13 protein-coding genes are annotated in these 12,504 nt (G+C 66.2%); 9 read left to right on the top strand and 4 right to left on the bottom strand.

What is annotated here, in order from left to right; all coding sequences use genetic code 11:
* The 4 genes from ATJ78_RS01240 to ATJ78_RS01255 all read left to right on the top strand — a co-directional run bounded on the left by ATJ78_RS01240 (position 1) and on the right by ATJ78_RS01255 (position 4,568).
* On the top strand, positions 1-1,902 hold the full coding sequence (locus ATJ78_RS01240) for a DUF2207 domain-containing protein (RefSeq protein WP_098405939.1): 1,902 nt from the start codon (positions 1-3) through the stop codon (positions 1,900-1,902).
* Between the two features lie 65 nt (positions 1,903-1,967).
* Complete coding sequence (locus ATJ78_RS01245) at positions 1,968-2,681, top strand: FadR/GntR family transcriptional regulator (protein WP_098405940.1); 714 nt, start codon at positions 1,968-1,970, stop codon at positions 2,679-2,681.
* Positions 2,674-3,939: an alpha-hydroxy acid oxidase gene (locus tag ATJ78_RS01250; RefSeq protein ID WP_098405941.1), complete on the top strand. Its 1,266-nt coding sequence runs from the start codon at positions 2,674-2,676 to the stop codon at positions 3,937-3,939. Before ATJ78_RS01245 ends, ATJ78_RS01250 begins: the two co-directional genes overlap by 8 nt.
* Positions 3,940-4,034: 95 nt before the next feature.
* Positions 4,035-4,568 (top strand): GNAT family N-acetyltransferase, encoded by a 534-nt coding sequence (locus ATJ78_RS01255; RefSeq protein ID WP_098405942.1) that lies wholly within the window; start codon positions 4,035-4,037, stop codon positions 4,566-4,568.
* Between the two features lie 127 nt (positions 4,569-4,695).
* Here ATJ78_RS01255 and ATJ78_RS01260 read toward each other — a convergent pair whose 3' ends face one another.
* Complete coding sequence (locus ATJ78_RS01260) at positions 4,696-5,190, bottom strand: MarR family winged helix-turn-helix transcriptional regulator (protein WP_098405943.1); 495 nt, start codon at positions 5,188-5,190, stop codon at positions 4,696-4,698.
* 88 nt (positions 5,191-5,278) lie between these two features.
* On the opposite strand from ATJ78_RS01260, the gene ATJ78_RS01265 reads away from it, so the two are divergent.
* Complete coding sequence (locus ATJ78_RS01265) at positions 5,279-6,223, top strand: EamA family transporter (RefSeq protein WP_098405944.1); 945 nt, start codon at positions 5,279-5,281, stop codon at positions 6,221-6,223.
* Entirely contained in the window at positions 6,220-6,849 is a 630-nt protein-coding gene (locus ATJ78_RS01270) for an NAD(P)-dependent oxidoreductase (protein ID WP_098405945.1), read from the top strand. The genes ATJ78_RS01265 and ATJ78_RS01270 overlap by 4 nt, the downstream gene beginning before the upstream one ends.
* Before the next feature lie 16 nt (positions 6,850-6,865).
* Here ATJ78_RS01270 and ATJ78_RS01275 read toward each other — a convergent pair whose 3' ends face one another.
* Positions 6,866-7,600, bottom strand: coding sequence for a polyprenol monophosphomannose synthase (locus ATJ78_RS01275; protein WP_098405946.1), 735 nt, complete (start codon positions 7,598-7,600; stop codon positions 6,866-6,868).
* Positions 7,601-7,800: 200 nt separating this feature from the next.
* Complete coding sequence (gene ddaH, locus ATJ78_RS01280; protein ID WP_098405947.1) at positions 7,801-8,664, bottom strand: dimethylargininase; 864 nt, start codon at positions 8,662-8,664, stop codon at positions 7,801-7,803.
* A 182-nt stretch (positions 8,665-8,846) separates the two neighbouring features.
* Between ddaH and ATJ78_RS01285 the strand changes: the two genes are divergently transcribed.
* The 3 genes from ATJ78_RS01285 to ATJ78_RS16175 are packed head-to-tail and all read left to right on the top strand — an operon-like array spanning position 8,847 to position 10,930.
* Entirely contained in the window at positions 8,847-9,284 is a 438-nt protein-coding gene (locus ATJ78_RS01285; RefSeq protein WP_098405948.1) for an Lrp/AsnC family transcriptional regulator, read from the top strand.
* Positions 9,285-9,301: 17 nt separating this feature from the next.
* Entirely contained in the window at positions 9,302-10,750 is a 1,449-nt protein-coding gene (locus ATJ78_RS01290) for a threonine/serine exporter family protein (RefSeq protein ID WP_098405949.1), read from the top strand.
* Between the two features lie 57 nt (positions 10,751-10,807).
* Positions 10,808-10,930, top strand: a complete 123-nt coding sequence (locus tag ATJ78_RS16175) for a hypothetical protein (RefSeq protein WP_281253351.1) — start codon at positions 10,808-10,810, stop codon at positions 10,928-10,930.
* A 43-nt stretch (positions 10,931-10,973) separates the two neighbouring features.
* Here ATJ78_RS16175 and ATJ78_RS01295 read toward each other — a convergent pair whose 3' ends face one another.
* The gene (locus ATJ78_RS01295; protein ID WP_098405950.1) at positions 10,974-12,491 is read right to left on the bottom strand and encodes a lipase maturation factor family protein; all 1,518 of its coding nucleotides are present in this window, start codon (positions 12,489-12,491) and stop codon (positions 10,974-10,976) included.
* Positions 12,492-12,504 lie beyond the last annotated feature (13 nt).

The raw sequence follows: 12,504 nt of genomic DNA on the forward strand, positions 1-12,504 counted from the left end.
ATGGGGAGAATCGCACGTGCGCTGGTCGCAACCGGTGCGGCCGCCGCGGCAGCAGCGATGCTGACCGGGGCGGCCATGGCCGGGACCGTGCCGACGGACGAGAGACCGGGTGAGCCCACGTCGCTCAACCACGCGACAGCAGCGGCGCAGCCCAACGGCACCTCGCCCGTCATGGCGCTCGGCGTCGCGCCCTCCGACGTCGACGATTTCGAGTTTCAGAGCCTCGACGTCGACTACACCATCGGCCGCGACGACGACGGCCACAGCACGCTCACGGTCGTCGAAGAGTTCACGGCGGTCTTTCCCGACGCCGATCAGAACCGTGGAATGCGCCGCAGCATCCCGACGACCTATAACGGTCAGCCGCTCAACCCCGAACTTGTCTCGATCACCGACGGCGCGGGCACAGAGCGCCCCGCTGAGACCGACACCGAAGACGGCACGTTTCAGATGACATCTCGTGCTGACGACTACCTGCACGGGGCACAGACCTTCGTGTTCACGTACACGCTGCAGCACGTCACGTGGTACTTCGACGAGACCGACACCGAGGAGTTCTACTGGGACGTCAACGGCGTCGACTGGAAGCAGCCCTTCGGCTCCATCGAGGCCACGCTGCACGTCCCAGCATCCCTCGCGCCCGCGATGACGGCCGAGCAGTCCTGCTACCGGGGAGCGCAGGGCAGCGCCGACACCTGCTCGATTCTGGCGACTCCGGATGCTGATGGCGGCGCGACCGTGACGGCGCACGCCCGCGACATTTCCCCGTACGAGACGACCTCCATCGCTGTCGGATTCGAGCCCGGCACTTTCGTTCCGTACGACACGTCGTTCTTCGCCCGCGCGTGGGGATGGTTGCAGCTCGTCGTGACGCTCGCCGCCGTCGCCCTGCTGATCCCGGCCATCCACACGCGAGTCACGAAGCTCCGCGATGCGCCCGGACGCCCCAGGGTGATCGCCGAATACGAGCCGCCGCACGACATCGACGCACTGCAGGCCGCCGTCTTTCTCGGCAAGCAGGCGAAGGCGATCCCGGCCGAGGTTCTCGAGCAGGCCGTCTCCGGCAGCATCCGCATTATCGAGGGTCGCAGAAAGTTCTTCGGCGGCGCGCGGCTGCAGGCCCAGCTCGTCGACACGTCGAAGGCAGACGGTGATGGGCGCATGCTTCTATACGGTCTCTTCGGCCCCGCACCGGCAGCCGGTGCCGTCTTCGAGTTCGGCCGCCAAGACAAACGGCTGTCGAAGACGGCGCAGAACATCATCACGTGGGCGAAGACGCAGCTTAAGTCACGCGAGTACCGCCGAACGGTGTCATCGACGGCCGTCAAAGCTCCCGCAATTCTCGGCTTTCTCGCCGCGGGCGCGTCTGTCGCACTGGGCGTCATCTCTCTCAACCTGCAGGTCGAGCCGCTGCTGCCCGTTCTGCTCATGATCGGCGCCGTCGTCGCGTGGGTCGCATGCATCATGCTCGTCGCGCACCGACCGCTGACGCCCAGGGGAGCCGAGCTTCGCGACCACCTCGCAGGTCTCAAGGAGTTCATCGAGTGGGCAGAGGCCGACAGAATCAGGATGCTGCAATCGCCGACCGGCGCGGAACGCAGGACCATCGATGCGAGCGACCCGCGCCAAGTGCTGCACCTCTATGAGAAGCTCCTGCCGTTTGCAGTGATCTTCGGGCAAGAGAAGCAATGGGCCGACCAGCTCGTCGTGCTCTACCAGTACACCGGTGCCGCCGCGCCGACGTGGTACTACGGTGCGGCCGGTTTCAACGCGTCGGCGTTCTCTAGCGGCATATCGACGTTGTCGACAACTGCTGTCAGCGCCTCGTCGAGTACCGGTGGCTCGAGCGGCGGAGGTTCGGCCGGCGGCGGAGGCGGAGGTGGCGGAGGCGGAGGCGTCTGACGCTTTTCCCCCCGGCGCGCCGATGGTATCGTGTGGTCTGACCACATCGATTGACCGGAGGCGGCGTGACTGACGAGAAGCGTGCATGGGAGACCGTGCTCTCGCGCGTGGAGTCCGATCTGCTCGACGGCACGCTCGTTCCCGGCGACCGCCTGCCCGGGGAACGCGCACTCGCCGCCGAACTCGGCGTCGGCCGATCGAGCGTTCGCGAAGCACTTCGCGTGCTCGAAGTGCTCGGCCTCATCCGCACGGCGACGGGTTCCGGGCCGGGTGCGGGTGCGATCATCGTCGCGACTCCGCGCGGCGGCATGTCGGCGCTTCTGCGGCTTCAGGTCGCTGCGAAGGGCTTCGCCATGCACGACATCGTCGCGACGCGCCTCGTCCTCGAAGCGTCGGTCGCTGAGGACCTCGCCCGACAGCATCCGGATCTCACCGACGCCGAGGCAATGCTCACCGCCATGAACGGTGACGATCTGACTCCCGCCGAGTTTCTCGCACTCGACGCGCAGTTCCACTTGTCGCTCGCCGAGGCGACGGGCAACGCCGTGATCGCGGCGACCATGGCCGGATTGCGCGGCGCGATCGAGTCGTACGTGCAGGCCGGGAGCGCGAGCATTCCCGACTGGCTCGCGACCGCTGCACGGCTGCGTGCAGAACACGCGCGCATCGTCACCGCGATACGAGCGGGAGACGCGGATGCTGCCCGCGCGCACGTGCGCGACCACATCACGGGCTACTACGCCCAGATCAACAACGGAAAGGATGCGCAGAATGGTTAAGCGCCAGCTCCCGAACCCGGCAGAGATCTTTGAGCTCATGAAGTTCAAGACACCGGAGCTCAACCTCAAGAAGCGCCGGCTCGATGCCGCTCTGACGATCGGAGACCTGCGCGAGATCGCCAAGCGCCGCACGCCGGCCGCGGCCTTCGACTACACCGACGGCGCCGCCGAGGCCGAGCTGTCGATCGCCAGGGCGCGTCAGGCATTCAAAGACATCGAGTTTCACCCCGACGTTCTGCACCCCGCGACGAGCGTCGACACCTCGACGACCATACTCGGCGGCCCGAGTGCGCTGCCGTTCGGCATCGCCCCGACAGGGTTCACGCGACTCATGCAGACCGAGGGCGAAGAGGCCGGCGCGGGAGCCGCGGGCGAGGCAGGCATTCCGTTCACGCTTTCGACGCTCGGCACGATGTCGATCGAAGACGTCAAGGCGGTCAATCCGCACGGCCGCAACTGGTTTCAGCTGTACGTCATGCGCGACCGCGACGTCTCCTATGAGCTGACGCGCCGGGCGGCAGCATCCGGATTCGACACCCTCTTCTTCACGGTCGACACGCCTGTTGCCGGCGCACGCCTGCGCGACACCCGCAACGGATTCTCGATTCCGCCGCAGCTCACGCTCAAGACGATTCTCGACGCCATTCCGCGGCCGTGGTGGTGGTTCGACTTTCTCACGACGCCCAAGCTCGAGTTCGCCTCGCTGTCGTCGACCGGCGGAACGGTCGGCGAACTGCTTGACGCGGCGATGGACCCGACCATCAGCTACGAGGACCTCGATGTGATTCGCGACATGTGGCCGGGCAAGATCGTGGTGAAGGGCGTTCAGACCGTCGCGGATGCTGCGAAGCTCGTCGATCTCGGTGTCGACGGCATCGTGCTCTCGAACCACGGCGGGCGCCAGCTCGACCGAGCGCCGATTCCGTTCCACCTGCTGCCGCACGTGCGTCGCGAGCTGGGCAGAGATGCGACGATCATCACGGACACCGGAATCATGAATGGAGCCGACATCGTCGCGTCTGTCGCCCTCGGCGCGGACTTCACGCTCATCGGGCGCGCCTACCTCTACGGGCTCATGGCCGGCGGGCGTGAGGGGGTCGACCGCACCATCTCGATTCTGCGCACGGAACTGACGCGCACCATGAAGCTTCTCGGGGTCTCGTCGCTCGCCGAGCTCGAGCCCAGGCACGTCACGCAGCTCGCGCGTCTCACACCCGTTGCACAGGAGGCCGACGAGGTCGCTGCGGGCTTCGCCTGATCCACAGTGCGCGTCGAACACGGCGAGGGTGATCGATGCACAGCTTTTATACGAGGCACTGCCCTGCGCAGCATCCGCCCCTGTAGTGTCGCACCATGATCACTTTGCGACCGTGGAAGCTCTCTGACGCGGCCGCGCTGCTCGAGTGCATCGCGACGTCGCCCGACCTCGTGCGTCAGGTGGGCACCGCCGATGTCTCCACGGTTGAATCGTGCCGCGCGTTCATTCGCGACGCGCTGCCTGCCGAGGCATCGACGGTCAACGTCGCGGCGTGCATCGACGACGTGCCGGTGGGCAATGTCGGAATCAGCAACATCGAGTACCGTCACAGCACGGGGTGGACCTACTATTGGCTCGCCGTTCGGGCGCGCGGGCAAGGCATCGCGACGCGCGCCCTCGCCACGATCGCGCAGTGGGCGTTCACCGAGCAGAGCATTCACCGGCTTGAACTCGGGCACCGCGTCGACAACCCTGCCTCGTGCCACGTTGCGACGCGAGCGGGCTTTGCACCCGAGGGCATTCAGCGGGAGAAGCTCCGCTACGGAACCGAGCGGTATGACGTCGAGACGCATGCGCGCTTGGCAACGGATGCTGTTCCCGCAATCGAACCGCTGCCGCTCGACCTCTGAGCGCGCTCGTCGCGTTCACATAGTCGGAACGGCGGTGACGCTTACGGCGTGTCGCCCGCTCGGCAACGGAGTGTCGCCCGGCATTTCCGACTATGGGCGCATGAGGCCTCACTTCAGTGACTCGCGGTCACTCGCTCTCGTGGGCGGAGAGCAGTCGACTCAGCAGGCTGGCGAGCTCCGCCCGCTGCTCAGCGTTGAGGCTCTGCAGCATCCGCTCTTCATTGGCGACATGATCGAGCAGCGCTGATTGCACGACGTCTCGCCCCTCGGCGGTGAGCTCCACGCGCACCGAACGGCGGTTGGCCGGGTCCACCTCCCGGGTGACGTAGCCTTTCGCGACAAGCCGGTCGAGACGATTCGTGATTGCGCCTGACGTGACCATCGTCTGCGCCGTGAGTTGTCCTGCGGTCAGGCCTTCTCTGCGGGGATCAGCACGCACAAGCGTCGCGAGAATGTCGAACTCGCCGCGCAGCAGATTGTGCCGGTCGAAGACCTCGCGCATCTGCGCGTCGTGTGCGCGCTCGAGTCGTGAGATGCGGCCGATGATTCCCATCGCGCTCACGTCGAGTTCGGGTTCTGTGGCGTTCCACTGGGCGATGATCCTGTCGACGCTGTCCGCCATGTTCGACCTTTCAACGCTGAACTATTTGACGTCGAGTTTACATCGCGATATTGTCTGAGCATTCAAGTGTTCAACGTTAAGAGAAACGATGAAACTGACAACGACCGCCCTCACGGCACTCGCACCCGCCGTCTGGGGAACGACATACATCGTGACGACTGAGCTGCTCCCCGCCGATCATCCGCTGTTCGCATCGCTCGTGCGGGCACTGCCCGCAGACCTCCTCGCCATTGCAATTGCACGGCGCCTCCCCCGCGGATCGTGGTGGCTGAAATCGGCGATCCTCGGCATCCTGAACATCGGCGCCTTCTTTCCGCTTCTGTTTCTTGCCGCGTACCGCCTCCCCGGCGGTGTCGCGGCCACCCTCGGCGCATTCCAGCCACTCATCGTCGCGCTGCTCGTCGTGCCCATCCTCAGAGAACGCCTCTCGACGTGGCGCATGCTGTGGGGGCTGGTGGGCGTCGTCGGTGTCGCCCTCGTCGTGCTTCGCTCGTCGGCGTCGCTCGATGTCGTCGGAATCGTCGCCGGACTCCTGGGCCCCGTCTCCATGGGACTCGGCGTGGTGCTCACCAAGAAGTGGGGCCGCCCAGAAGGCGTCTCCGGCGTCGCCCTCGCGGGGTGGCAACTGACCGCGGGCGGGCTCGTTCTTCTTCCGATTGCGCTCACTGTCGAGGGCGTGCCCGCAGTGATCGACGCGGATGCCGCGCTCGGCTACGCCTGGCTCGGCATCGTCGGTGGCCTCCTCGCGTACACCCTCTGGTTCAGCGGCATCCGCTCACTACCCGTCACGGCTGTCGCCGTGTTGGCACTGCTCTCTCCGCTTGTCGCTGCATTGCTCGGAGCCCTCGTGCTTGGTGAGACATTCACACTCGCGCAGCTGGCGGGCTTCGCCCTCGCGCTTGCCGCGATCGTCGCCTCGCAGCTCACTCCGCCGAAACGACGCCGCGCACATCCACATACCGACCGCAGACTCACCTACCAGCCAAGCACCTCGACAACGTCGCTCGCTGCCACCGAAAGGACGCCCCAATGAGAATCGCCGTGATCGGAGCAACCGGAATGATCGGCGCACGCATCGCAGCAGAGGCAGCACAGCGCGGTCACGCCGTTACCGCCGTGTCACGATCTAAGCGAGCGGATGCTGCCAGCAACATGTCGCCGATCGCGGCCGACGCCACGGATGCCGCCGCCATGCGCGCTCTCGCTCACGGCAATGACGCGCTCGTGCTTGCCACGCGCCCCGCTCCCGGAGCAGAGCACCTGGTGCGCGACCCGGCGCGCATCGTGCTCGCCGCGGCTCAGGATGCGCGGCGTCGCGTCTGCGTGATCGGCGGCTCCGCGCCCCTGAAGACCCCGGATGGCACCGGCCTCGTCATCGATGACGCTCGCTTCGTTCCTTCCGAGTGGCAGACGTTCGCCCGCGCCAGCGTCGAGCAGCACGACGAATGCACGCGCTCCCGCGCCGACTGGGTATACGTGAGCCCTCCCGCGGTCATCGAACCGGGGCGGCGCACCGGCTCCTACGTTCTCGGCACCGACACGCTGCTCGTCGACGACGCCGGCGTCTCATGGATCAGCGCTGAGGACTTCGCCGTCATGGTCGTCGACCAGCTCGAGGCGCCACCCTCCAGCATCAGCCACCTCACAGCACGCGCGTGAGCGATGTCCGAGCCGGTCATTGACGCGTGGCACGGAATCGCTGCGGCAGCGCGGCGATGCCCCACAGCGTTACGCGCCACATCGCTTCGAACACGATTCCGCCGCTCATCTTCGACCGGCCCTTCGTGCGTTCGACGAACGTGATCGGCACTTCGACGATTCGCAGGCCCGCACGGTGCGCATGCCACAGCATGTCCACTTGAAATCCGTAGCCCTGACTGTGCACGTCGCCGCGGCTGATTCGGCGCAGCGCGTCGCTCGAGAACACGCGGTAGCCGCCCGTCACATCGCGGTACGGCATGCCGAGCACCCATCGCGCATACGCGCTGCCGCCCCGTGACAGCATCCGCCTCTGCCACGGCCAGTTCTCGATACCTCCGCCGGTGACCCAGCGGGAGCCGAGCACCAGATCCGCCCCAGCATCCGCGGCCGCGAGCAAGTCCGCAAGCTGCTCGGGCACGTGCGATCCGTCGGCATCCATCTCGACAAGCCGCGCAAACCCGCGCTCGAGCCCCCACGCGAACGCGTGTGAGTACGCGGCGCCCAGCCCCTGCTTTCCCGGGCGGTGCAGAACCGAGATGCGAGAATCGGATGCTGCCAGCTCATCGGCGAGCGCGCCGGTGCCGTCTGGCGAGGCATCGTCGACTACGAGCACGTGAGCGTCGGGGACGGCCGCCCTCACACGCGAGACGACGTCGGCGATGTTCGCCCGCTCGTTGTAAGTCGGGATGACGACGAGCACGTCCGTCACGGCATCCTCCCGGTCTCTTGCGCAGCGCGGCAATCCAGCCTACCCGGATGCTGTTGAGTCACTGCTCTGCCCGCGCATCCCTCACGCTCCGAGTCCAACGCGACCCGCGCTGCGCCGTCGAGCGCCAAGAATTGGGCGGCGGCGACTCAAGTATGTGTCGCCCTCGAGCAGTTTTTGGCGCTGGAGGCCTCAGCTGACCGTCAGCGGCGGAGTTCGAGCGTGCAGCACTTGACGCCGCCTCCGCCGAGCAGCAGCTCAGAGAGGTCGACGCCGATCGGGTTGTACCCGCGCTCACGCAGCTGCGCCTCGAAGCCTGTCGCCCGCTCGGCGATCACGACGTTGTACCCGTCGGAGATCGAGTTGAGCCCCAGAATGCGGGAGTCCTCTTCGCTCACGTGGATGGCGTCGGGGTAGCGCTTCTCGAGGATCGCGCGCGAGGCGTCGTCGAAGGCGCTCGGCAGGTAGGCGATGTTGGCGTCGTCGTCGCCCGTGAGCGGATCGAGCACGGAGATCGCCGTGTCGAGGTGGTAGAAGCTCGGGTTCACGAGGTTGAGCGAGACGACCTCACGTCCGAAGACCTCGGCGACCTCGCGGTGGCTGTCGGTGCTCGTGCGGAACCCGGTGCCCGCGAGAATCGTGTCACCGACGAGCAGCAGATCGCCCTCGCCCTCGTTGATGTTCTTCGGCTCGACGACGTCGAAGCCGTTGGCATCGAACCAGCTCATGAACGCCGGACCTTCGGGCTGGCGCTCCGGGTACGTGAATCGCGCGCCGTAGGCCGTTCCGTCGATGACAAAGCCGCCATTCGCTGTGTAGACCATGTCAGGAAGACCTTCGAGGGGGTCAATCAGCTCGATCGTGTGCCCGAGCGACACGTACGTCTCGTACAGGGTCTGCCACTGCGCAATGGCGCGTGCCGTGTCGGTCGGGTGAGTCGGCTCCATCCACGGGTTGATGCGGTAGGAAACCGTGTAGTGCTCGGGACGGCACATCAGATACGTGCGAGGGTTCGGCGTGCGCTCTGCCAAGGGAGCGGATGCGGTCACGGACTCGGTGCTGGTCATAGCGTCTCCAGTGAATATCTCAGATGCGGCGGACGCTGTCCTCTTGGCCCGGCCGCTATCGAATCCGGGCACGCCTCCACATCCAGTTTCTCATCGCTGTCACGACGATGAATCCGATCCACTGCAGGTTTCATGCGTCATCGACGGCGAATACGCAACTTTCGCCGCTTAGAATACGCAGCATGGACAATATCGACCGCGGAATCATCGATTTGCTGCGACAGAATGCACGTGCCGGGTACGGAGATATCGGGCAGGTCGTCGGGCTGTCAGCATCCGCCGTAAAGCGTCGAGTGGACCGGCTCGTCGCCGATGGTGTCATCCGCGGTTTTACCGTGCAAGTGGATCCCGCCATCGATGGGCGCCGCACCGAAGCATACGTCGAGCTCTTCTGCCGAGGAACCGTCGCCCCCGACGAACTCCGGCAGATGATGAGCCACGTTCCCGAGGTCGTCGAAGCGTGCACGGTCTCGGGCAGCGCCGACGCCATGGTGCACATCAGAGCGCGCAGCATCCCGGCCCTCGAAGACGCCCTCGAGCGTGTGCGCGTCGCCCCTAACGTCGATCACACGCGGTCGTCGATCGTGCTTTCACGCTTGATCGACCGGCCTATTGACTGAGGTTTTACGCTAGGTACATGACTGGGCAGGCGAGCAAACGGCAGCGCCAGCTTCGCGCCAAACTCGGCGAGTCGCTGAAGGGGCTTGCCGGCGGCATGGTGCGCGGCATGGGCATGCCCACACAGCGGATCGCGCTTCCGGGCAGCGACGATGCCGTGTCACAGCGTCACGCGCGATCGGTGATCGAACTCTGCCTCAGGGTCGGCGAGACGATGATCGCCACGGGCGCGTCGGCAGCCGACACGGTTGCTCAGCTTCTTCGACTCAGCTCGAGCTTCGGCATCTCCGGCGTGCACGTCGACATTCACTTCAGCTCGATCACAGTGTCGGTGCACCGCGGGCTCGACGAAGACCCGATCTCGGTCATGCGCGTCGTCAAGGTGCGCACCACCGACTACACGCGGCTCCGCGACGTCTACATGCTCATGGACGAGATCACCTCGGCAACCGATCCCGTCGACCCCGATATCGCTCGCCAGCACCTCAGCGAGATTCTGCGACAGCCGCACCCGTACCGCCGGTGGGTCGTCTCGGCGGGAAAGGCGATTCTCGCCGCGGGGGTCGTCGTCATGTACGACGCGAGCTTCATCGTGATTCTCGCGGCCGCCATTTCGGCGATCATCGCCGACATCGTCACGCGGCGTCTCGAGAAGTGGGGCATCTCGGCGTTCTTCGTGCAGATGGCCGCCGCCTTCATCATCACGTCCATCGCCGGGCTGCTCTACTGGACGCGGACGCTGGGCTTCGCGGTGACGAGTGAAGTTCAGCCGACGGTGATCGTGATCTCGGGAATCATGCTGCTGCTGTCCGGAATCGGATTGACGGCTGCGGCCAGAGACGCGATTGATGGCTACTACATCACGGCATCGTCACGCGGCCTCGAGGTGATCATGATGACCCTCGGTCTCGCGGTCGGAATCTCGCTGACCATCGGTCTTGCTCTTCGCATCGGCATTCCCATTGACGTCGGCACGTCCCTCGGACGCACGGACAATATTTGGGCGGGCATCGTCGGTGCAGGACTCATCGGCATCGGCTTCGCTCTCACGTCGTATGTGCGCTTGATCATCGCGCCGATCATGGCCGCGCTTGCCGGAGCCGTCTTCGCCGTCTTCTTCATCGTGCAGCCGCTGATGCCCGACCCCGGACTCGCACCGGGTATCGCGGGAGTCGTCGCCGGCGTGCTGAGCTACCTGGTGTACCGCTGGATCACCGTTCCTGAGGCCGCTCTCACGATGGCGGGCATCATCGGGCTCATTCCCGGACTGACCGTGTACCGCGGCCTGTACACGCTCATGGATGGCCCGCAGGGCCTCGTCGCGGCGCTCGGCGAGCTGTTCGTCGCACTCGCCGTCGGCATCGGCCTCGCAGCTGGAACGACGATCGGCGGACACCTCGCCCGGCGCAGCTTCGGCCTCGATCGCGCGGCAGAGATCTCCATGCGCCGCACCCGCCGCATGAAGTAGCTCGGCGCACTGCAGCCAGCTGGCGCGAAGCCCGCCAGGGCAAGGAAAGGAGGCAGGATGCCCCCATCCTGCCTCCAGGCCGACCGCGGCGAACCGCCCGAGAACGGGCGGGTCCCCAACCACCGCACGCTGGCCGGCTTCCTCAAACGACGATCGCGGCAGTGCCTGGCGATGTCGTAGATACACAGTACCGTGAAGGCGTGCCCCAAACGAGGGGTAGCAGTCACCATTCTGCTCGTGTAGTGGGCGGCACGAGGGTCGCGAGCTCGTCGCGCACCCACACGGCGCCCGTCGCGCGCTTCTCGGCGCGCGTCGCAAATCGATAGGCGAAGACGCGAGCGCGAATGGCGCGCGGAGCGGCCCCGTCGAACGGGTCGTGTCGCAGCATCCGCAGGGTCGCGCGGTCGGCGTGCAGCAGCTTGCCGAGCAGCCTCTCGAACCAGACGGCGTTCCAATCGCCGAGCGCGAGAAACCACATGAGCCAGTCAAGCCGCAGGTGGTATGGCGCGAACTGCTGAGGTGTGCGCGTCACGTCGCCCGGCTTGCCCTTGAACTCGTACGCGTGCCAGTCGTCGGCGTCGGGATGCTCCGCCATCGTGCCCTCGATCACCACCTCGCGCCGCAGCTGCGTGACGCTGCCGAAGGCCCCATACGCGTTGCCGATTCCGAGCCGGTTGAAGCTCGCGTTCATGAGTTGCCGGCGCGAGAACAGATTCGCCACGGCGGGCACGCTCAGCCACGCACCGACGAGGAAGGCGGCGGTCGTGAGAGCGAGCCACCAGATCGGTGACGAGTATGCTGCGTCTCGCGCAGCATCCGCCCCGCCCTGCGCGCCAAGCGGCACACTGAACCAGCTCCAGCCCGGCCAGCCGTGACCCGTGATCCACGCGAAGAAGGAGTCGCTCACGGCCGAGAACGCGACGACGATGGTGATCCAGTTGAGCCAGGCGAAGTTTCCGGTCACGACGAGCCACAGCTGCGTCAGGACGATGAGCACCGCGGCGCAGCTGGCGATCGGCTGCGGCGCGAACAGCAGCAGGGGCATGCCGAGCTGAACGATGTGGTTGCCGAGTGTTTCGGCGCGGTGCACCGACGGCGGCATCAGATGGGCGAGCCGGCTGAACGGCCCGGGCATCGGCTGCGTCTCGTGGTGGTAGCTCATGGCCGACAGGTCGCGCCAACTGCTGTCGCCGCGCATCTTGATGAGCCCAGCGCCGAGCTCGACGCGCACGACGAGCCACCAGAAGAACACGATCACCAGCAGCGGAGGCGCCGTCGCGTTCGAACCGAGAAACGCGGCGATCGCGCCCGCCTCAAGCAGCAGCGATTCCCAGCCGAACCCGTAGAACACCTGCCCGATGTTGACGATCGAGAGGTACAGCACCCACAGCAGGACAAAGACGAGAAGGGGCAGCCAGGGAGGGCCGAGTTGCGGGAGCCCGAGAACGACGGATGCCGCAAGGGCGACGCCGATCGAGGCAGTGACGCGCAGCATCCTGTCGCTGTACCGAAACGGCCGCAGCCTGAAGATGCTCGGCAGGCGGCGGCCCGACGTGCGGGCGATGAATCGCGGAGCGGGGAGCAGGCCGTTCTCGCCGAGCAGTGCGGGGAACTGCGCAATCGCGGAGGCGAAGGCGATCGCGAAGATCGCCGCGATGCCGCGTTGCAGCACCTCGCGCGCGATCGTGTAGTCGTCGGCGTTGAGAAACCCGAGCGCATCAGCGAGTTCTGTGCCTGCCATAGAAACCCCCTAT

This window comes from Paramicrobacterium agarici (assembly GCF_002563955.1).
In the GTDB taxonomy this organism is placed as follows: domain Bacteria; phylum Actinomycetota; class Actinomycetes; order Actinomycetales; family Microbacteriaceae; genus Paramicrobacterium; species Paramicrobacterium agarici.

What these genes read in the sequence shown, in the direction of transcription:
- ATJ78_RS01240 (WP_098405939.1), top strand. Translation starts at nt 1, where the DNA reads ATGGGGAGAATCGCACGTGCGCTGGTCGCAACCGGTGCGGCCGCCGCG.
- ATJ78_RS01285 (WP_098405948.1), top strand. Translation starts at nt 8,847, where the DNA reads ATGGACAATATCGACCGCGGAATCATCGATTTGCTGCGACAGAATGCA.
- ATJ78_RS16175 (WP_281253351.1), top strand. Translation starts at nt 10,808, where the DNA reads ATGCCCCCATCCTGCCTCCAGGCCGACCGCGGCGAACCGCCCGAGAAC.
- ATJ78_RS01255 (WP_098405942.1), top strand. Translation starts at nt 4,035, where the DNA reads ATGATCACTTTGCGACCGTGGAAGCTCTCTGACGCGGCCGCGCTGCTC.
- ATJ78_RS01290 (WP_098405949.1), top strand. Translation starts at nt 9,302, where the DNA reads ATGACTGGGCAGGCGAGCAAACGGCAGCGCCAGCTTCGCGCCAAACTC.
- ATJ78_RS01265 (WP_098405944.1), top strand. Translation starts at nt 5,279, where the DNA reads ATGAAACTGACAACGACCGCCCTCACGGCACTCGCACCCGCCGTCTGG.
- ATJ78_RS01295 (WP_098405950.1), bottom strand. Translation starts at nt 12,491, where the DNA reads ATGGCAGGCACAGAACTCGCTGATGCGCTCGGGTTTCTCAACGCCGAC.
- ddaH (WP_098405947.1), bottom strand. Translation starts at nt 8,664, where the DNA reads ATGACCAGCACCGAGTCCGTGACCGCATCCGCTCCCTTGGCAGAGCGC.
- ATJ78_RS01270 (WP_098405945.1), top strand. Translation starts at nt 6,220, where the DNA reads ATGAGAATCGCCGTGATCGGAGCAACCGGAATGATCGGCGCACGCATC.
- ATJ78_RS01260 (WP_098405943.1), bottom strand. Translation starts at nt 5,190, where the DNA reads ATGGCGGACAGCGTCGACAGGATCATCGCCCAGTGGAACGCCACAGAA.
- ATJ78_RS01250 (WP_098405941.1), top strand. Translation starts at nt 2,674, where the DNA reads ATGGTTAAGCGCCAGCTCCCGAACCCGGCAGAGATCTTTGAGCTCATG.